Genomic DNA, 20,076 nt, shown 5'->3' with positions numbered 1-20,076 from the left:
ATGGCTGACTACAGCTCCCTCGATATCCGGCAGCGCTCCGCCTCCACGGACCAGCCGCCGGCCATCCGCGCCCACGAGGAGGTCGCCAAGCTCATCGACGTGTCGAAGTGCATCGGCTGCAAGGCCTGCCAATCGGCCTGCGAGGAGTGGAACGACCTGCGCGACGACGTCGGCATCAATGTCGGCGTCTACGACAACCCGCACGACCTCACCGCGAAGACGTGGACCCTGATGCGGTTCACCGAATACGAGAACGAGGCCGGCAATCTCGAATGGCTGATCCGCAAGGACGGCTGCATGCACTGCACCGACCCGGGCTGCCTCAAGGCCTGCCCGTCGCCGGGGGCGATCGTGCAGTACTCCAACGGCATCGTCGACTTCGTCGAGGAGAACTGCATCGGCTGCGCGTATTGCGTGAAGGGCTGCCCCTTCAACATCCCGCGCATCTCGAAGACCGACCGCAAGGCCTACAAGTGCACCCTGTGCTCGGACCGCGTCGCCGTCGGCCAGGCCCCGGCCTGCGCCAAGGCTTGCCCCACCGGCGCGATCATGTTCGGCACCAAGGAGGCCATGGTCGAGCAGGCGCATGACCGGATCGACGACCTCAAGTCGCGCGGGTTCGACCATGCGGGGCTCTACGACCCGAAGGGGGTCGGCGGCACGCACGTGATGTACGTGCTCCACCACAACGACAAGCCGCACCTCTATAACGGCCTGCCGGACGATCCGAAGATCTCGCCGCTCGTCTCCTTCTGGAAGGGGGGCGCCAAGGTGTTCGGCCTCGCCACGATGGGCTTCGCGGCCCTCGCGGGCTTCTTCCACTACGTCACCGCCGGCCCGAACGAGGTGGTGCCGGAGGAGGAAGAGGAGGCGATCGACCTCAAGGACAAGGCGGCGCGCGAAGGGGGCAGAGAGATCCGGCCGTCGTGAGCGGCCGGATCGTGGTATTCTCCCGGGTGGCGTTCGAACGAGACTGATCCGATGACGATCCATACCGACGTTCGCGACAGCGAGGTCCGGCCTCTTCGGGAAGTGAAGACCGAGGCGTCCGAGGTCCTCTACGTGCCCCGCTATACCGGGCTGCAGCGGGTGAACCACTGGATCACCGCGATCCTGTTCACCCTGCTGACCCTGTCCGGGCTGGCGATGTTCACGCCCTACCTGAACTTCCTCACCGCCCTGTTCGGCGGGGGGCAGACCACGCGCGCCTTCCATCCCTGGATGGGCGTCGCGCTGGTGGTCAGCTTCGCGTTCCTGTTCATCCGCTTCTGGCGGCTCAACATCCCGAACCGCGACGACGTGGAATGGTCGAAGCATATCGGCGACGTGGTGACCAACCGCGAGGACCGCCTGCCCGAGCTCGGCAAGTACAATGCCGGGCAGAAGGGCGTGTTCTGGGGGCAGACCGCCCTGATCGGCATCATGTTCGTCACGGGGCTGGCGATCTGGGAGCAGTATTTCGGCGGCGCCACCACCATCGAGACGCAGCGCTGGGCGCTCCTCGGCCACTCGCTCGCCGCGGTGGTGGCCATCGCCATCATCGTCGTGCACATCTATGCCGGCATCTGGGTGCGCGGCACCGGGCGGGCGATGGTGCGCGGCACGGTGACGGGGGGCTGGGCCTACCGGCACCACCGCAAGTGGTTCCGCCAGATCGCGGCCAGCCTGCCGACCCGCACCGGATCGACCGACAAGCGCGGACACTGAGATTTGGCCCGTTTCTTCAAGCGCGCTCCCTCGAAGGAGGGGGCGGGCAACGACACGCCGTCCACCCCCGCCGAGCAGGCGGAGGCCCGGCAGGCGACCGCCCGCCGCCTCGAGCGGATCAAGCCCGATCCCGACCAGATCGGCATCTCGGGCGCGGTGCCGTTCGTGCGGCTGCCGGCGCCGGAGACGCTGTTCCGGGATCGCGCCGCCCGCTTCCGGGCGCTCGCGCCCGAGCATCCCCTCGGCGGCTACCTCCTGTTCCTCGCGGCCATCGCCGAGGCCCAGGCCGCGGTGCAGGCGGAGAGCCCCGGCTCCGAGGCGGGAGCGCCCGTCTCCGAGGCGGACCTCGCCCTGCGCGCCGAGCACGGCATGCCGGCGCTCTCGCGCAGCGTGCTCCCCGACGAAAGCGGCTTTCCCGCCTGCCTCGACGCCCTGCTCGACAAGGTCGACCTCTCCGGCGCGCCCGAGGCCGCGCGGCAGACGCTCGCCGCGCTGAAGGCCGCGCCGGCCGAGGACCGGCTCGACCTCGCCCTGCAGGTCTTCGAGGGCGCCTTCCCGGTCGAGCGCATGGCCGAATGCGTCTTCGTCGCCGGCGCCCTTCAGGTCCATCTCGCGGGGCTCGCCGCGCGGCTGACCCCGAAGGCTCTGAAGCCGGTCGCCGACGGCGTCTGCCCGGCCTGCGGCGGCGCGCCGACCGCGAGCCTGATCGTGTCCTGGACCCCGGCTGACAAGGCCCGCTACCTGTCCTGCTCCCTCTGCGGCACCCTGTGGAACCACGTGCGCATCCGCTGCACCGCCTGCGGCTCCGGCGAGGACATCAGCTATTACGGCCTCGACGAGCTCTCGAAGGACGTGCAGGTCGAGGCCTGCGGCACCTGCCACAGCTATCTCAAGCACCTGCACCAGCACCGCGATCCGGCCCTCGACCCCATCGCCGACGACGTGGCCTCCTACGGCCTCGACCTGAAGATCGTCGAGGACGGCTTCCGCAAGGCCGGGCTCAACCTGCTCTTCGTGACCTGATCCGGCCTTGACCGCGGCAAGGGCCTTCACCCGAGGTGACGCCGTCTCTAATCAGCGGTTGTCCGTCACCGCCTGCATCGTCCCGAGTCCATGAAGTCGCTCCTCGTCGGCGTGATCGGCCATGTCGATCACGGCAAGACCGCCCTCGTCCGCGCCCTCACCGGCGTCGAGACCGACCGCCTGAAGGAGGAGCAGGCCCGCGGCGTCTCCATCGTCCCGGGCTTCGCCCTGCTGCGGCGGCCGGAGGGCGAGATCGACCTCGTCGACCTGCCCGGCCACGAGCGCTTCGTGCGGGCGATGATCTCCGGCGCCACCGGCATGCGCGCGGTTCTGCTCGCCGTCGACGTGCAGGAGGGCATCAAGCCGCAGACGGTGGAGCATCTGGAGATCGCCCGGCTCGTCGGCGTGCGCCGGGGCGTGATCGCCCTCACGAAATGCGACCTCGTCAGCCCGGAGGCTGTCGCCGCCCGCAGCGCGGAACTCGCCGCGGTGGCGGCGCGGGCGGGGCTCGAACAGGCGGTGGTGGTGCCGACCTCCGTCGTCGCCGGCACCGGCCTCGAAGCCCTGGCCCAGGCCCTGGGCGCGCTCCTGAAGGACGCCCCGGCGGCGATCGACGACGGCTTCCCCTATCTGCCGGTGGACCGCGTCTTCGCCCGGGCGGGCTTCGGCGCGGTCGTCACCGGGACGCTCCGCCGCGGCCCCCTCGCGGTCGGCGACAAGCTCGCGCTGATGCCGGGCGGCCGCGCCGTCACGGTCCGCAGCCTGCAGATCCACGGCCGCAGCGTGCAGACGGCGGAGCCCGGCCGGCGCACGGCGGTCGCCCTGCGCGGCATCGAATTGTCCGATCTGCACCGGGGCCAGGCCCTGTGCGCGCCCGGTCTTCTCGCGCCGACGCGCTGGATCGACGTGGTGCTCACCGCCGTGGCCTCCGCCGAGGCGCCGCTTGCCGGCGGCACCGCCTGCCGGCTCCTCTACGGCACCGCCGAGGTCCCCGCGCGCCTGCGCCTGCTCGACCGGGAAGCCCTGGAGCCCGGCGAGACCGCCTATGCGCAACTGCGCGCCGAGGAGGACATCGCGCTTCCGGTGCGCGAGCCCTTCATCCTCCGCCTGGATGCGCCGCCGATCACCGTGGCCGGCGGCCGCGTGCTCGATCCGCTCTCCCGGCGGCGCAAGCGCAACGACGCGAAGGTGCTGGCGGATCTGGCCGCGCTCGCGGCCGGCGGCCCTCGCGAAGCCCTCGACATCCGCTTGGCACAGGGGGGCCTGGAGGGCGTGAGCGAGGCCGATCTGGTCCGCGCCGTCGGCGTGGCCCCGGATCGGGTACGCCGCCGCCTGAGCGAGATCCGCGCCCGTCCGGTCGGGGACAGGCTCGTCGATGCGGCGCATTTCACGCGCCTGCGCGAGACGGTGCTGGCGGCGCTCGCCCGCCATCACCGCGATCACCCGATCGAGCACGGCGTCCCCCTCGACCGGCTCGCCCGGGAGAGCGGCCTCGGCGAGGCCGCCGCCGCCGCGGCCCTGCGCGACCTCGTCGCCACGAAGGATGCGGTTCAGGCGGGCACGCTGTTCCGCCGGGCGGATTTCGATCCCGCCCGCAACGCCACCGAACATGTCCGCGCCCTGGAGGCCCTCTTCCGCAAGGGCGGCCTGACCCCGCCCGACGAGATCGAGGCGGTCGGCCGCGACATCCGCCGGCGTGAGGCGCTCGCCTTCCTGCTGGGCGCCGGCACCCTCGTGCGCGCCCTCGACCGGGTGCAGAAGCGGACGATCCTGTTCCACAAGGACGCCATCGCGCAGGCGAAGCGGCAGCTCGCGCAGACCTATCCGGCCGACCGGGGCGGGGAGGGCTTTCTGGCACGGGAGGCGGGGGCGACCCTCGGCATCTCCCGCAAGTTCTCGATTCCCCTGCTGGAGCATCTCGACGCGATCCGCTTCACCCGCCGGATCGGCGACCGCCGCGTCATCCTCGGCGAGGACGGGCGCCCGGGATAGACACGAGCCTCGCCCGAGCCTTGCGGCGGCGCCGGCCCGGCTTATCATTCCGGCGCCGGTGCGGGATGGCCCGCGACGTCCGGCGCCCTGGGAGGACATCGGATGTCGTTCTTCATCGGGATCGCCTGCCCGTGGCTCGTCGTGGCGGGCCTGATGCTGATGTGGCACCGGCGCGCGGGCGACCTTGCCTCGCGGCGCTGAGACGAATCCGGGCACGGCCCCAGACCCTTGCCCTGACGCGCTGTCTTTCGCCGAACCGGATCCGCGTCGGCGGGGAGCGCCTAGCGTGTCCGCACGCTCCAGGTCGACCAGTAGACGGGGCGGCCATAGAGGCTCGACCCCTCGCTGCCGTCGCTGCGCGGGGCTTGGCGGTCGAGCCAGGTCAGGAAGCCGTCCTTGCCGGGGTAGATCGACGGCGTGTCGAGGTTGCCGTAGCGGTCGGTCATCCAGAAGAAGCCGTCGCGGCCGTAGCGTCCGCTGCCGTCGCCCCCCGAGCGCAGGCCGAGGAAGGCCGGCGAGCGCACGGCGCCGACCGGCTCGGAGAACAGGGTGAGGCCCGCGATCGCGCCGGGCGCGAGCGTGGCCGTGTATTGGAGGCAGACATCCGCCACCGGGCCGCCCGGGGCGTTGGCGGGCCGGAAGCAGGAATAGGCGACCGCCCAGCGCTCCATGCCCTTGGCCTTGGCCACCCGCATCAGGGTGTCCGGCGGCAGCCCCTCGATGATCATGCGCGGTGCCGACCAGCTGCGCTCGGCCATCACGTCCTTGCTGGTGCGCAGGTAGAGCCCCATCCGGCGCTTGGCCGCCGGCTCGCTGCAATCGGACGGGAGCACATCCGTGTAGAAGTAGTAATAGGTCTGGTCGACCACGCTCACGGAGCCGACCAGCCCGCGGGATTCGGCGCCCTGCGCCGCGCAATGGCCGGTGATCGGCTTGCCGGCCTCGTCGAGCACCGGTGCCAGGGCCGGCGCCGACGGCGCGTTGCGCCGGCCGCGCCGCCGGGGCTGCGACGCCTCTTCGCCGAAGGGCGTCCAGGCGGTGGCGCCGCTCTCGTCGCGGGTGCGCAGGTCGAAATGCTCGAAATCCGCGGTGCGGGCCTGGATCAGGACGTGACGGCGCCCCTGGTCGTTGGTCTCGGTGGCGAGCATCAGCACGGCATAGGTGTCGTCGCCCGCCCAGTCGCGGCCGGCCACGGTCATCGGATCCCGGGCGCCGCTGGCCTCCTCGGCCGCGGCGACCATGCGGATCTCCTGGGGCTGCTCCTCCCGCGCCCTGCGGCCCCGCCGGCGCTTCTTCCGCCGCGGCGCCTCGCCCGAGGCCGCCTGCCCGGCCCAGAAGCGATAGGCGGAGGGGGGCATCGTCGCGACGAGCTGCTCCGCTTGCCGCCCGGTCCTCAGCGTCCCGCCGAGGCTCGGATCGGTGGCGCGCAGATCGCCCGGGCATCCGTCCTCCGCCCCCCGGTGGCCGCGCCGCGTCTCGCGCTTCGGCTCGGCGTGATAGACGAATTGCAGCGGACCCGGCGCCCCGCGCCATTTCAGGCGGAGGATCTGCACGCCGTAGGCGAAGGCGCAGGGGGGCGGCGCGAACAGGAGCCCTTCCGGCTCGCCCAAGCTCCGGCAGATCTCCAGGGCGCCTCCGGCCGTGGGATAGCAGGCGGGCAGGCTGTTCTCCGTCTCGGCCGAAGCCGGCCGGGGGAGGCCGGTGGCGGCCAGGAGGGTGGCACCCCAGAGGGCGGCACCGAGACGGGCGAGGCGGGACGGATCGGGAAGGGGCACGACGTCTTCTAGCCAAACGCAACTTTTGCGCGAAGTCTTGTGGCGACGGCATCCAATGATTTCGGGCCGTCGGATGGCGCGGAGCCAAGGCCGCGGCCGGCAAGCGAACCCGCGGGGCCTCTGGCGTGTTGTCGGGGCTCCAAGGCGGGGCCGGCGAGCCGCCTCCGCGCCGCCATGCCAGAGACGGGAGTTTCGTGAATGGACATCGCCCTCGACAAGGTCACGGAGACCATCCTCAGGCTGCGGGCGATCGAGGTGAAGGAAGGCCCGACGGATCCGGATTCCGGCTCGAACCCCATCGATGACGGCGCGACCGACGTGCTCGTGAGCGGCACGGACGATGCCACGGAAAGCGAGATCCGCTCGTTCCTGAGGGGGCTCAACGACGATGAGCGTGCCAACCTGCTCGCCCTCCTCTATGTCGGCCGCGGCGACATGGAGGCCGCCGAATGGCCGAACGCCGTGCGCTTCGCCCGCGAGCGCGAGGCGGCCGGCGACGGCGTGGTGAAGGAGCTGCTCGGCACGCCGAACGCGAGCGACCTCCTGGACGAGGGGCTCGACGCCCTGGGCATCGTGCCCGACACGCCGCAGGCCTGAGGCCCTCCGGCGGCACCGCCGTCAAGGCGGCGGTGCCGTGGGCGGCTCAGCGGCAGGCGAGGGTCTTCGCCCCCTCCATCACGACCTGGGCGGCCATATGCGTGTCCTGGGGAAGGTCCCGGCGCAAGGAGACCGCCCGGGCCTCCTTGTAGAGCCGGCGGTTGCAGCCGCAGCTGGGCAGGGCGCCGCTGCCCACCGCCGGCGAGCAGGCATCGTGATGCATGCAGGCGGCGTCGAGGGCATCGATCGGCGGCAGGCCCGGCCCCTTGCTGCCCGGGCCGCAGTAATTGCCGTAGAAGACGAGATCGCCGTTGGAGAGCGGGTTGTCCTGGGGGGCGATCGGCAGGGTGATCGGGGGCGGCGCGCTCAGCCCCTCCTGCGCCAGCGCCGGAAGAGGCGCCACGGCGGCCGCGAGAAGCGAGAGGCCGAGCAGCGTTCGTTTCATGCCATCGCGAGTCTTCGGGACGATCATTGTCCAAGTCCTCCGCTCTGTCGAAAACCCCTCGCAGCGCAACATGGGCGGAGGCGCCCCCGCGACAAGCATGCGTGCGCAGGGATTCTTCGGCGGAAAGGCGGCGCGTGAAGCCTCGATCGCGCGCGTCGCGACGCGCCGCCCCGTGCGAGGACGCGCGGGCGCGGTAGAGGACGTTCGAGCGCCGTGTTCCGGAAGAAGCGAAGAGAAACGCGGCTGCTCTCAAGATCTCTGAACCGTTTCGAGCCCGGGCAGGAATGCCCAGGGCCCGATTTCGTTCCGCGGGATCGACCGGGAGGCAGCCGGAGGGATCGTCGAAGGGCCGAGGGGCCGCCCGAGGGGGCTCAGGGCCCCTCGGACGGGGCGTCGGGGCCGGAGGCGGGCAGGGCGGGCGCGGGCTCCTGCTTCAGGCGGCGCCGGTACTGGAGGGTGCCGAGGGGCAGGAGCAGGAGATAGGCGAGGCTCACCGTCACCAGGCTCTCGAAGGGGAAGCTGATGACGAGGCCGAAGCCCACCACGACCACGAGGAAGATCGGCACCACCCAGTCGCGGGGCACGCGCTTGCCCCAGGTCTTGCCGGAGAAGGTCGGCACCGTGGAGACCACGAGTAGGGCGATGACGAGGATATAGGCCAGGATGACCGGCGCGCCCCAGCCCTCGAAGGAGAGGCCGAGGAAGTTGAGATAGAGCGGCAGCATGCCCGTCAGCGCGCCGGCGGGGGCGGGCATGCCGACGAAGAAGTCCTTCTTCCATTCCGGCCGGTGGGGATCGTCCAGCATCGCGTTGAAGCGGGCGAGCCGCAGCGCCATGGCGATGGCGAAGACGAGCGCCCCGATCCAGCCGACCGAGCGCAGGTCGTGCAGGGCGAAGCCGTAGAGGATCAGGGCCGGGGCGCAGCCGAAATTCACGAAGTCGGCAAGCGAGTCGAGCTCCGCGCCGAAGCGCGAGGTGCCCTTGAGCAGGCGGGCGACGCGCCCGTCGATGCCGTCGAGCACGGCGGCGACCACCACGGCGATCACCGCCGGCTCGAACTTGCCCTCGAAGGCGAGCCGGATCGCGGTCAGCCCCAGGCAGAGCGCCAGGAGCGTGATCATGTTGGGCGCGATCATCCGGAACGGGACCGGCTTGAAGCGGCGCCGGCGCGGCTCGTTGAGATCGGGCTCGAAGGGGGCGAAGAGATCGTCCATCGCGGTCAGATACGGCGAAACGCCCGCTCCGGGCCACCCCCGAGATCGGCGAGAACCGTCTCGCCGGCCACGGCCTTCTGGCCGAGCCCGACCAGCACCCGCGTCGAGGCGGGCAGGTAGACGTCGACGCGGGAGCCGAAGCGGATCAGGCCGAAGCGCTCGCCGACCTGGAGCGAATCCCCGGCCGAGACGAAGCCGACGATGCGGCGCGCCACGAGGCCGGCGATCTGCACCACGCCGATCCGCACCGGCCGGCCCGCATGGGTCGTCTCCATCACGAGGGCGTTGCGCTCGTTGTCCTCGCTCGCCTTGTCCAGCTCGGCATTGAGGAACAGGCCCGGCGTGTAGTGGATCTGCCCGATCCGGCCCGTCACCGGCACGCGGTTCACGTGGCAGTCGAACACGTTCATGAAGACCGAGATGCGCAGCATCGGCTCGGGCGGCAGGTCGAGCTCGGGCGGGGGCAGCACCGTGGCGATCAGGTTCACCCGGCCGTCCGCGGGGGAGACGACGAGCCCGTCGCCCACCGGCACCACGCGCTCCGGGTCGCGGAAGAAGTAGCAGACCCAGAGGGTCAGGATCAGGAAGATCCAGCCGAGGAACTGGGAGAAGTAGCCGAACAGCACCGTGAGCACGATGCCGATCAGGATGAAGGGATAGCCCTCCTTGTGGATCGGCACGAGCGTTCGGCGGATCGTCTCGAGGAGGTCGGACATGAGGCTCCGGCGGATCAGCGGGCGTGGACCTTCGCCCGATGGCAGGGGGGCGTGCCCGCGTCAACCGCGCCTTTCGTGGCGGCCCGCTGCCGGTGCGGCAGCGGGTGGGGCGAACCGATAGGTATTCCGCCCCGCGTTCTTGGCGGCGTAGAGGGCGGCATCGGCCTGGCCGAACAGGGAATCCGGGTCCTCCCGGGCCGCGAGGGCGACGCCGACCGAGGCGCCGACGTGGAAACTCAGGCCCCCGTGGCGGATCGGCTGGCCGAGGGTGGCGACGATGCGCGCGGCCAGCGCCTCCAGCCCGTCTTCGGGCGCCCCATCGAGAAGCAGGGCGAACTCGTCGCCGCCGATGCGGGCGACGAGGGCGACCCTGCCGCAGAGATCCGACAGGCGCCGGGCGGTCTCGACGAGGCAGACATCGCCCACCGCGTGGCCGTAATTGTCGTTGACGCCCTTGAAGCCGTCGAGGTCGACCAGGATCAGCGCGTGGAAGGGCGTGTGCAGCCGGGCCTGGAAGCGATGGCGGTTGGCGAGCCCGGTCATGGCGTCGAAATTCGCCAGGTACTGGGTACGGTCCGAGAGGATCTTCTCCTCGGTGATGTCCTGCTTCATCCCGAAGATGCGCACGGCATGCCCGCCCTCCGACTCGACGGTCGCGGTCAGGCGGATCCAGCGGCGGCAGCCGGCGGCGGTGACGATCTCCGCATCGAGGCTGAAGCCGCTTCGCTCGGCGATCGCCCGATTGCGCAGGGCGGTGAGCGCGCGGCGCGACTCCTCCGTGTAGCAGGCGAGGGCACGGCCGCGATCGACCTTGCTGCCGCGCGGCATGTCGAACAGGTCGTAGACCACGTCCGTCCAGCGCAGCGTCTCGGAGGGCAGGTCGCATTCCCACACGCCGATCCGGGCCGCTTGCGAGGCCCGGTCGAAGGTCTTGCGGGAATGGGCGAGTTCCTTGGCCTGCGCGCGGATGATCGCGTTCTGCAACCGGATCTGCGCTTCGAGCAGCCGAATTCTCTCCCCCGCCGAGGTGGGGAGGGAGCGCGATCGTCTCGAAGGGCCAGGCATGCGCGGGTTCGATCAACTCCGCTTTCGACCCACCGACCGTAACCGGGGCCGGTTAAGACGATCTTTGTTGGGCGCCCGGTCGCCGCTACTCCGCCGTCGCCGGCTCCCGGCGCGTGGGAAGCTGCTCCATCGCCTCCTCCTCGGCCGTGCGCTTCAGGGTCTCGAGAGCGGCGTCCGCCTCCCGCTGGCGGTTCCACATCGCCGCGTAGATGCGGCCCTGCGCCAGCAACGCGCCATGGGTGCCCCGCTCGACGATGCGGCCGTGGTCCAGAACGAGGATCTCGTCGGCATTGACCACGGTCGAGAGGCGGTGCGCGATCACCAGCGTGGTGCGCCCCTCCGCCACCCGGTCGAGGGCCGACTGGATCTCCCGCTCGGTGAAGGAATCGAGCGCCGAGGTCGCCTCGTCGAGGACGAGGATCGGCGGCCCTTTCAGGATGGTGCGCGCGATGGCGACCCGCTGCTTCTCGCCCCCCGAGAGCTTCAGCCCGCGCTCCCCGACCGGCGTGTCGTAGCCTTCCGGCAGACTCGCGATGAAGCGATCGATCTGGGCGAGGCGCGCCGCCTCGCGGATCTCCGCGGCGTCCGCATCCCAGCGGCCGTAGCGGATGTTGTAGCCGATCGTGTCGTTGAACAGCACCGTGTCCTGCGGGACCATGCCGAGGGCGGCCCGCAGGCTCTCCTGCCGCACGGCCGCGATGTCCTGCCCGTCGATGGTGATGCGGCCCTCCTGCGGCTCGTAGAAGCGGAAGAGCAGGCGCGAGAGCGTCGACTTGCCCGCCCCCGAGGGGCCGACGATCGCCACCGTCCGGCCCGCCGGCACCTCGAAGGAGACGCCGCGCAGGATCGGCCGGGCCGGGTCGTAGGCGAAGCGCACGTCCTCGAAGCGCACGACGCCGCGCTCCACCCGCAGGGGAAGTGCCCCCGGCCTGTCCGCGATCTCGGGATTGCGGTGCAGGATCAGGAACATGTCGTCGATGTCGATGAGCGCCTGCTTGATCTCCCGGTAGATCATGCCCACGAAGTTGAGCGGGATCGAGAGCTGAACCAGCATCGTGTTGACGAGCACGAAGCTGCCGATCGTCGCCCGGCCCGCCAGGATGTCCCGGGCGGCGAGCCACATCACCGCCGTCATACCGATGGTGAAGATGATCGCCTGGCCGGCATTCAGCACGGCGAGGGAGACGTAGGTCTGGGTCGAGGCCTTCTCGTAGGCGGCCATCGAGGCGTCGTAGCGCTCGGTCTCGCGCGTCTCCGCGCCGAAATACTTCACCGTCTCGTAGTTCAGCAGCGAGTCGACGGCCTTGCCGTTGGCGTCGGTGTCGGAATGGTTCATCCGCCGCCGGATCGCGATGCGCCACTCGGTCGCCTTCCAGGTGTAGCCGAGATAGGCGGCGATCATGGCCGCGACCACGGCCGAGTAGACCCAGTCGAACTCGTAGGCGAGGATGCCGAGCACGAGCACCAGCTCCACGACGGTCGGCACCAGCGTCAGCACCATCAGGCGCGACAGCTCCTCGATGCCGTTGCGCCCCCGCTCCAGCACGCGGGTGAGGCCGCCGGTCTTGCGCTCCAGGTGGAACCGCAGGGACAGGCGGTGCATGTGCTCGAAGGTCTGGAGCGCCAGGCGGCGCACGGCGTGCATCGCCACCTTGGCGAACAGGCCGTCGCGCACCTGCGTCAGCGCCGCCATGGCGATGCGGATGAGGCCGTAGGCGCCGATCAGCAGCATCGGCGCGGCGAGCAGCCCGGTCGGAAGCGAGGGCTCCTTGCCGCCGACCGCCGCGACGAGGGCGTCGGTCGCCCATTTGAAGGTGAAGGGCATCACCATCGTGGCGAGCTTGGCCACGAGCAGCAGCCCGAAGGCGACGAAGACGCGGGCCTGGAGGTCGCGCCGGCCATGGGGCCAGAGATAGGGCCAGAGGCGCTGGAGCGTGGCGACGAGGCCGGGACGCGCGGGCGGGGCCGGTGCGCGCGCCGCCGCCGGAGCGGGTTCGGATGCCATGATGGAAGCGTTCTGAAGAGACGTGGTGTCCGCCGCATATAGGCCCATCGCCCGGCGAACGCACCCGGCGGCGTGTCACAGTGCCTTCGGGGAAGAAGCTCCCCGCGCTTCGTCACGCGCCCAGGCCTGAATCCCCTCGCCGGCGCCGCAATTCCGCGGAGATCGCGCTGCCGCCGGTTCGCGTCGGATGCGCCTTACTTGCCCAAAGCCTCCGCGAAGGCGGCGATGCGGTTGCGGGCATAGACCGGCAGGCCGGCGCTGATCGAGGTGCCGGTGTTGAAGGAGGAATTGCCCATCAGCACCTGCACCGGCAGCAGGTTCTTGAGCACGGGCACGCGGGAATATTCCTGCTTGCGGTCGAGCACGTCGGCCTTCACCGCGAGCGCCATGTAGGTCGTCACCACGGTCTTGTTCGGGTCGTCCGGCGCCGGCTGGAACACCGCCAGGAACTTGCCGAAGCGCAGGATCTGGTTGACCCAGAAGATCGTCTGCTCGAGGCCGCCGCTCGGCGGGGTCGCGATCCTGGTGAGCGCCCCGAACCCGGCCGCCTCGGAGGCCGAGAGCGGCCGCAGCTCGCTCTGGAAGGAGACGAATTCCGCGATTTTCTTCGAGGAGCCGAGCTCCAGCTTGTTGGCGAGCTTCACGCCGAGGGGCAGCTTGCCTTCCAGATCGTAGCGGGACTCGATGCAGGTCGTCTCGGGGGCGCCGCACCAGGGCCGGTCGGGCCGCTTGGCGAAGGCGGCCGCCGGGTCCTTGGTCGGGGTCACCTCCCCGGGGGGCAGGGCCTTGTGCTTGATCGCGGGGTCCATCTTCGCGACGAAATCGAGCTTGGCGAAGCGCGACAGGTCGATGGCGGAGGCGGGCTTGGCGATCGTGAAGCGGCCCTCCGCGACATAGACCTTCAGGGTCTCGTGCCGCGGCTTCGTCGTGCCGTTGAGCGTCACGGTGTAGTCCGGCTCGGCATAGCTCGGATAGGGCGCCAGGATCTCGGCTTCCTCGGGACGCGCCTTGCGCCAGTCCTTGAACAGGATCAGCCCGCTTTCCGGGTTGGTCGAGGCCTTGTCGCGGTGGTCCGTGAACAGGATCGTGCCCGGCTTCGGCACTGCCTGCCCGTCGAGGGAGGGCACGTCCTGCACGGCGGAGGGCGTGGATGCGGGCTGGATCTTCATGCCCTCCTGCGCGGCGGCCTGGGCCGCGAGGCCGAGCGCGAGGAGAAGGGAGGCCGGAAGCTGCCTGATCACGTCTTGTCCTTGAGGAAGAGGGGGAGGGCCGGGCCGTCGGCGGCGGCTCAGTAGCGCGGATCGTCGCCGAACAGGTAGTCCGGGTCGCGGCGGCGCTGGCGCGGATAGGACTCGTCGTCGCCGAAGGGCGAGGGCTGGGCCTGGCCGTAGCGGTTGCGCCCGGGCCAGGGGCTGTACTCGTCCTGCGGCGGGCGCCGCTGCGGGGCGGGATCGCCGCGATCGGCGAAGGGATCGAGCAGGTCGCCGCGGCGGCGCTGGCCGTAGATGGCGTCGCCCGCCATGTCGGCGCCGTCCTCGCCGCCGCCGAGATCGCCGTCCTCCCCATCGGGCCGCATGGCGTAGAGGGTCTCGCGGGGGACGAGGTTGTATTGCGTGTCGGCCACGCGCCCGTCCTTCACCCGGAAATGCTCCAGGAAGCCGCCGCCCGCGACGAGCTGGCCGCTGCGGGGCTCGATCAGACGGTCGGCGATCAGGGGCCGCGCCTCCGGCGAGGGGCCGGAGAGCGGCGTCTTCGGCACGCCGTTGGCCCAGGCCGCCTGGAAGATGGTGCGGGCGATCGGCACCGAGACGTGGCCGCCGGTCTGGCCGCGGCCCAGGGTCTTCCGGGTGCCGTCGGCATTGTCGTAGCCGACCCAGACCACCACCGTGATCTCGTTGGAGAAGCCCGCGAACCAGGCGTCGTTCTCGTTCTCGGAGGTGCCGGTCTTGCCGGCCACATAGGCCGAGACGCCGGACAGGGCCGCGGCGGTGCCGTGCTGGGTCACGCCCTGGAGCATGGTCTTGAGCTGGTAGAAGGCGACGCGGTCGGCCGAGCCGATCCGCACCGGATCCTTCGGCGCGCGGCTGTAGACCGCCTTGCCGTCCTTCTCGACGCTCTCCAGCGCATAGGCGCTCGGCCGGCCGCCCTCGTTGGCGATGGCCGCGTAGAAGCTCGCCAGATCGATCATCCGCACCGGCTGCGCGCCGAGCACGAAGGGATAGTAGCGCTCGCATTCCGCGTAGAGCTGGGCTTCGAGGGCGATGTCGCAGACCCGCTGGAGCGAGGCCGGCGCCTTCTCGGCGATGCCGCCCTGGAGCAGGCGGGCGGTGACGAGGTTCTTCGAGAATTCGAGGCCGCGCCGCAGGGTGGTCGCACCCGCTCCGCCGCCGTCGTAGTTCTTCGGCGACCAGGACTCGCCGATGCCGCCGATCGGCGGCAGGGTGACGGGGGCGTCCATCACCAGGGTGTTGGGCTGGAGGCCGGCATTGAGCGCGGCGAGATAGGTCAGCGGCTTCAGGGTGGAGCCCGGCTGGCGCACCGTCTGCGTGACGCGGTTGAGCTGGCTCAGGGGATAGGCGAAGCCGCCGGTCATGGCGAGGATGCGGCCGGTGCGGTTCTCGAGCACGATGGCGGCGCCCTGCACCGCGGGCCGCACCCGCAGGTCGGCGCGGGGCACGCGCGCGTTGGGGTCGCGCAGCCGCACCCGCACGGCGTCGTAGAGCTGGAGCTTGCCGCGGGCCGGCCCCGGATCGAGGCTCGCCACCCGGCCGTCGGCGAGGCCGACCTTGGTGCCGTTCTTGCCGGTCTGGAGCACGACGGCCAGCGGCCAGTGCACGTCGTAGAGGACCGGCCGGGCGGTTTCGAGGGCGCGCTGCCAGGCGGGCTTCACCGTGGGCTTCGCGGCGGCTTTCGGCGGCGGCAGGGCCTTTCCGGCCTTCACCCCGCTCGGCACGGGCACCGGCTTCGCCTCCTCCGCGGGGGCCGGCTCGGGCGCCGGGGGCGGCGCGGCCTCCAGCTTCCTGACCGCCTCGGCGAGGTTCAGCTCCGGCCCCTCGTAGCGGGCGCGGCCGGTGGCGCGCTCATAGGTGGAGAGCCCCTCCTGCAGGGCCGTCTCGGTGGCCGTCTGCAGGCGGGCATTCACGGTCGAGCGCACGGTGTAGGAGGCGCTCGTCAGGGATTCGAGGCCGGCGAAGGTGCGCGCCTCCCGGCCGAGATGCTCGACGAAGTAGAAGCCGGACTCCCGCCGTGCCGTCTCGGGCGGGCGGATGCCGAGGTCGCTCTTCAGCGCCTCGTTCAGTTGCGCGTCCGTGATCGCGCCGTCTTCCTTCATCCGGGTCAGCACGTAGGCGCGCCGCTCCCGGGCTCGCTCCGGATATTTGTCGGGACTGTAGTAGTTCGGCCCCTTGGGCAGGCCCGCGAGCAGCGCGGCCTCCGGTAGGGTGAGCTGCCCGACCGACTTCCCGAACCAGGAGCGCGCCGCCATCTCGATGCCGTAGGCGCCGCGGCCGAGATAGATGCCGTTGAGGTAGAGGCCGAGGATGTGCGGCTTGTCGAGGATGCGCTCCAGCCGCGCGGCCACGATCATCTCGCGGATCTTGCGCTCGTAGGTGACGTCGTCGCCCACCGACAGGTTCTTGACCACCTGCTGCGTGATGGTGGAGCCGCCGGCCGGCCGGCCCGGCGCGGCGAGATTGCCGATGAAGGCGCGGATGACGCCGCGTTCGTCGATGCCGTGGTGCTGGTAGAAGCGCTTGTCCTCGGCCGCGACGAAGGCCTGCCGGACCATATCGGGGATCGCGCCGACGGGCACCGCGAGGCGGCGGCCGTTGGCTTCGAAGGTTTCCGAATAGGGCTTCCCGGCCTGGTCGAGGATCACGGTCGCGCCGGGCAGCTTGGCGTCCCTCAGCGCCTCGGCGGAGGGCAGGTCGGTCACGGCCTTGTTGTAGAACGCGATCACCGCCTTCGGGTCGAAGGGGGAGGAGGCCGGGTTCTCGCCCTTGCAGAACTGCTTGTAGCTCGTGTTCAGCTCGGTCAGGTCGAGCCCGTGCAGGATCTTGGGCGCGTTGTCGCCGGCGACCGCGCTCGGATCCTCCATCGCCGTGCTGATGAGCTCGTCGAGGTTGATGTCCTCGATGTCGAAGGCCTTGCGCATATGGGCGCAGCCGTCGCGCAGGATCTGCACCACCTGCGGCCCGTCCGTGGCCGGATCGAAGCGCGTGCGGACGTCGTCGGGCCGCGTCGTGACCTGGCTGAGCGTCAGCGCCGTCGCGAACAGCTTGATCAGGATGGGGTTCATTCAGACCGGAGCGCGGGCGGACGGGAGGCCCGCCCGCGGCGGGGGCCGCGCTCGGGCGCCCGCAGGGCGGGCCCCCGCAAGATGGGGTGCACAACGCGGCTGTTTTAAGGTGCGCCGGCCGGGGAGCCGGCCATGGCCGCCCGCCCGCTCACTCCTTGATCGCGAAGGGCTGCTCGAAGCGCGAGACCTTGTTGCCGTTGCGGTCGTGCAGGGTGTAGCCGAGCACGTAGTCGCCCGGCTCGATGCCGTTCAGCGACATGGTGATGTTCATGAAGACCTCGCGGTTCTTGTAGCGGCTCGCGAAGTCGAAGCGCTGGAACCCGTCCTGCCCGGCGAGCACCTTGCCGTCCCGGCTCTTCACCGTGAAGTCGAGCACGAAGCCGAAATGGTTCACCCCGTCGGCATCCGCCTTCCAGGTGAAGCCGATGGGCTCGAGATAGGTCACGAGATCCTCGCCCTTGGCGAAGACGCGCGAGGGGCGCTCCGTGTAGGCGCCGTAGAGTGCCGCCTTCTCCGCGACGAAGACGACGTGGCGCTGGGTCAGCGGGGTCTTCTCCCAGGCCTCGGCGAGCGCCGCCTCCAGGGATTCCACCTCGGCGAGGCCGCCGCCCGCGCTCCGCACCGGGGCGGCCGGTTTCGGGGCGGCCCCTCCCCAGAAATCCTCCGCCGCCCGGGCGGCCACGCCCGAGAGCAGCACCAGCACCAGGCCCGCGACCACGCGCTTCATCTTGGAGATCCTTATCGTGCCGGGTCCGGTTGATCCGGCTGTCTGCTCTTCCCGACGGAGCCCGGGGCCGCCCGGTTTCGGGCGGGGAGAGGGGAGCCGGCGCGATCCGCTCCGATCGGCCGGAGGCTTGTCAGGCGGCCGGTCGCCTACCGGATCGGCCGCACGCTTTTCATGATGCCGCTGATGGCCTCGGAATTGGCCGCGCGCTCCTCCTGGGAGCCCCAGAGCGTCAGCATGACCACGTTGCCGCCGCCGCCTTCGAGCAGCACGAAGTCGACGATGGTCTTTCCTTGAGAATCGGTGGTGTTGTAGCGCAGCACCTGGCCCTTGGTGCCGTTGAAGTCCATCTCGCGCTCTTCCGGCTTTACAGAACCGTCGATCTCGTTCTCGGCCATCCAATCCTTGTTCAGATTGATCATCGCGTCGAGCTTCTTGCCCTTGGCGTACTCGACATAGAACATCACCGCGCTGTCGGGCGACTTGGCGGAATAGCCGTAATCGATTTCCTTGATCTTCCAGTCGTCCGGCACGACGATGGTGACCGCCGGGTTCCCGTTCGGCACGGCGAAGTTGCGCGCATGGGCCGACGACGTCAGCGCGGCGGCCAGCGCCACGCCCAGGATCCAAGTCTTCATCGAACGCCCCCAAGGACACCGTCTCGATCGCGCGGTGTTGTCGTCACGCTTCACGGGCACCGTTCGTGCCGTCAAGCTTGCCTGGGCAAACATCCTGCAATCGTCCCGCGATCCTCACCGGACTCTCGCGGAACGGTTAAGCTCTTGCTGGGGTTGAGCCGGGTCGCCGTCCGGAGCCCGTTCCATGAAAGCCAGCGTGATCCGCGACCTCTGGTACAAGAACGCGGTGTTCTACTGCCTGTCGGTCGGGACCTTCATGGATGCCGACGGGGACGGCACCGGCGACTTCGCCGGCCTCGAGCGGCGGCTGGACTACCTGCTCGGCCTCGGCGTCACCGCGCTCTGGCTGCACCCGTTCCAGCCCTCGCCCCAGCGCGACCACGGCTACGACATCACCGACTATTACGGGGTCGATCCGGCCTACGGCTCGCTCGGCGACTTCGTGGCCTTCACCCATGCGGCCAAGCAGCGGGGGCTCAAGGTCATCATCGACCTCGTAGTCAACCACACCTCGGACCAGCATCCCTGGTTCCGGGCGGCCCGCTCCGACCCGGCCTCGCGCTACCGCGACTGGTATGTCTGGTCGAAGACGCGGCCGGCCGATTACGACGAGGGCATGGTCTTCCCGGGCGTGCAGAAGACGACCTGGAGCTACGACGAGACGGCGAAGGCCTGGTACTTCCACCGCTTCTTCGACTTCCAGCCCGACCTGAACACCGCCAACCCGGAGGTGCAGGCCGAGATCCTCAAGATCATGGGCTTCTGGCTGGAACTCGGCGTCTCCGGCTTCCGCATGGACGCGGTGCCCTTCGTGATCGCCCAGAAGGGCGCCGCGGTGAAGGGCGCGCCCAAGGAGCAGTTCGACCTGCTCCGGGACTTCCGCGAATTCCTGCAATGGCGCTCGGGCGACGCCATCATCCTGGCCGAGGCCAACGTGCTGCCGAAGGACGACATGGCCTATTTCGGCGACGATGCCGACCGCATGCACATGATGTTCAACTTCCAGGTCAACCAGGCCCTGTTCTACGCGCTCGCCGCCGCGGATGTGCGGCCCCTGGTCAAGGCCCTGAAGAAGACCTGGAACCGGCCGCCCTCGGCCCAGTGGGCGATGTTCCTGCGCAACCACGACGAGCTCGATCTCGGCCGCCTGACCGAGGCCCAGCGGCAGGCGGTCTTCGCGAAGTTCGGCCCCGAGAAGAGCATGCAGCTCTACGACCGCGGCATCCGCCGCCGGCTCGCGCCGATGCTCAACGGCGACCAGCGCTGGCTGGAGCTCGCCTATGCCCTGATGTTCTCCCTGCCGGGCACCCCGGTGCTGCGCTACGGCGACGAGATCGGCATGGGCGACGACCTCTCGATCCCGGAGCGCGACTGCGCCCGCACGCCGATGCAATGGACCGCCGACGCCCAGGGCGGCTTCACCCGCAGCGACCGGCCGGTGAGCCCGCCCATCGACGCGGGGCCCTACGGCTACCCGCACGTCAACGTCGCCGCGCAGCGCCACGCCCCGCGCTCCCTGCTCAACTGGATGCAGAGCGTGATCCGTATGCGCAAGGAGGTGCCGGAGATCGGCTGGGGCGACTTCACGGTGATCGAGACCGGCGAGAACGCCGTGCTCGCCCTGCGCTACGACTGGCGCAACAACTCCGTGCTCTGCCTGCACAACCTCGACGCCAAGCCCGTCGAGGCCCGCTTTGAGACCGGCGTGCCGGGGCCGGAGGGCGCCGTGCTGGTCGACCTCCTCACCGGCGCCCGCAGCGAAGCGGGGGCGGATGGCCGCCACGGCATCGTGCTGGAGGGCTACGGCTACCACTGGTACCGCGTCGGCGGCCTCGACGCGTTGTTGAAGCGCAGCGCGAACTGATCGCCCGCGTTGCG

At 70.5% G+C, this 20,076-nt stretch carries 16 protein-coding genes; 6 read left to right on the top strand and 10 right to left on the bottom strand.

Annotated features, from left to right (window positions below):
• The 4 genes from fdxH to selB all read left to right on the top strand — a co-directional run bounded on the left by fdxH (position 1) and on the right by selB (position 4,722).
• Positions 1 to 930 (top strand): formate dehydrogenase subunit beta, encoded by a 930-nt coding sequence (gene fdxH, locus MFF21_RS00285; protein ID WP_238309195.1) that lies wholly within the window; start codon positions 1 to 3, stop codon positions 928 to 930.
• A 51-nt stretch (positions 931 to 981) separates the two neighbouring features.
• The gene (locus MFF21_RS00280) at positions 982 to 1,707 is read left to right on the top strand and encodes a formate dehydrogenase subunit gamma (protein WP_238309194.1); all 726 of its coding nucleotides are present in this window, start codon (positions 982 to 984) and stop codon (positions 1,705 to 1,707) included.
• 3 nt (positions 1,708 to 1,710) lie between these two features.
• Complete coding sequence (gene fdhE / locus MFF21_RS00275) at positions 1,711 to 2,730, top strand: formate dehydrogenase accessory protein FdhE (RefSeq protein WP_238309193.1); 1,020 nt, start codon at positions 1,711 to 1,713, stop codon at positions 2,728 to 2,730.
• A 90-nt stretch (positions 2,731 to 2,820) separates the two neighbouring features.
• Positions 2,821 to 4,722, top strand: coding sequence for a selenocysteine-specific translation elongation factor (selB, locus tag MFF21_RS00270; protein WP_238309192.1), 1,902 nt, complete (start codon positions 2,821 to 2,823; stop codon positions 4,720 to 4,722).
• Positions 4,723 to 5,003: 281 nt separating this feature from the next.
• Here selB and MFF21_RS00265 read toward each other — a convergent pair whose 3' ends face one another.
• Entirely contained in the window at positions 5,004 to 6,497 is a 1,494-nt protein-coding gene (locus tag MFF21_RS00265) for a hypothetical protein (RefSeq protein ID WP_238309191.1), read from the bottom strand.
• A 198-nt stretch (positions 6,498 to 6,695) separates the two neighbouring features.
• Between MFF21_RS00265 and MFF21_RS00260 the strand changes: the two genes are divergently transcribed.
• Positions 6,696 to 7,094: a DUF3775 domain-containing protein gene (locus MFF21_RS00260; RefSeq protein WP_238309190.1), complete on the top strand. Its 399-nt coding sequence runs from the start codon at positions 6,696 to 6,698 to the stop codon at positions 7,092 to 7,094.
• Positions 7,095 to 7,140: 46 nt separating this feature from the next.
• Here MFF21_RS00260 and MFF21_RS00255 read toward each other — a convergent pair whose 3' ends face one another.
• The 9 genes from MFF21_RS00255 to MFF21_RS00215 form a co-directional block, all read right to left on the bottom strand.
• The gene (locus MFF21_RS00255) at positions 7,141 to 7,539 is read right to left on the bottom strand and encodes a phospholipase A2 family protein (protein ID WP_238309189.1); all 399 of its coding nucleotides are present in this window, start codon (positions 7,537 to 7,539) and stop codon (positions 7,141 to 7,143) included.
• Positions 7,540 to 7,910: 371 nt separating this feature from the next.
• Positions 7,911 to 8,753, bottom strand: a complete 843-nt coding sequence (locus MFF21_RS00250) for a CDP-alcohol phosphatidyltransferase family protein (protein WP_238309188.1) — start codon at positions 8,751 to 8,753, stop codon at positions 7,911 to 7,913.
• A gap of 5 nt (positions 8,754 to 8,758) precedes the next feature.
• The gene (locus MFF21_RS00245; protein ID WP_238309187.1) at positions 8,759 to 9,469 is read right to left on the bottom strand and encodes a phosphatidylserine decarboxylase; all 711 of its coding nucleotides are present in this window, start codon (positions 9,467 to 9,469) and stop codon (positions 8,759 to 8,761) included.
• 60 nt (positions 9,470 to 9,529) lie between these two features.
• Positions 9,530 to 10,453, bottom strand: a complete 924-nt coding sequence (locus tag MFF21_RS00240; protein WP_238309186.1) for a sensor domain-containing diguanylate cyclase — start codon at positions 10,451 to 10,453, stop codon at positions 9,530 to 9,532.
• A 166-nt stretch (positions 10,454 to 10,619) separates the two neighbouring features.
• Entirely contained in the window at positions 10,620 to 12,539 is a 1,920-nt protein-coding gene (locus tag MFF21_RS00235; protein ID WP_238309185.1) for an ABCB family ABC transporter ATP-binding protein/permease, read from the bottom strand.
• A gap of 194 nt (positions 12,540 to 12,733) precedes the next feature.
• Positions 12,734 to 13,780 carry a hypothetical protein gene (locus MFF21_RS00230; protein ID WP_238309184.1) on the bottom strand — a complete coding sequence of 349 codons (1,047 nt, stop codon included), beginning with the start codon at positions 13,778 to 13,780 and terminating at the stop codon, positions 12,734 to 12,736.
• Between the two features lie 47 nt (positions 13,781 to 13,827).
• Positions 13,828 to 16,836 carry a penicillin-binding protein 1A gene (locus MFF21_RS00225; protein ID WP_238309183.1) on the bottom strand — a complete coding sequence of 1,003 codons (3,009 nt, stop codon included), beginning with the start codon at positions 16,834 to 16,836 and terminating at the stop codon, positions 13,828 to 13,830.
• A 148-nt stretch (positions 16,837 to 16,984) separates the two neighbouring features.
• Positions 16,985 to 17,563, bottom strand: coding sequence for a hypothetical protein (locus MFF21_RS00220; RefSeq protein ID WP_238309182.1), 579 nt, complete (start codon positions 17,561 to 17,563; stop codon positions 16,985 to 16,987).
• Between the two features lie 146 nt (positions 17,564 to 17,709).
• Positions 17,710 to 18,198, bottom strand: a complete 489-nt coding sequence (locus MFF21_RS00215; protein ID WP_238309181.1) for a hypothetical protein — start codon at positions 18,196 to 18,198, stop codon at positions 17,710 to 17,712.
• A gap of 196 nt (positions 18,199 to 18,394) precedes the next feature.
• On the opposite strand from MFF21_RS00215, the gene MFF21_RS00210 reads away from it, so the two are divergent.
• Complete coding sequence (locus MFF21_RS00210; RefSeq protein WP_238309622.1) at positions 18,395 to 20,062, top strand: alpha-amylase family protein; 1,668 nt, start codon at positions 18,395 to 18,397, stop codon at positions 20,060 to 20,062.
• Positions 20,063 to 20,076 lie beyond the last annotated feature (14 nt).

The organism is Methylobacterium organophilum (assembly GCF_022179465.1).
GTDB classification, from domain to species: domain Bacteria; phylum Pseudomonadota; class Alphaproteobacteria; order Rhizobiales; family Beijerinckiaceae; genus Methylobacterium; species Methylobacterium organophilum.
Note: the sequence above shows the minus strand (reverse complement) of the source record. Positions and strands in the feature narration are given on the sequence as shown.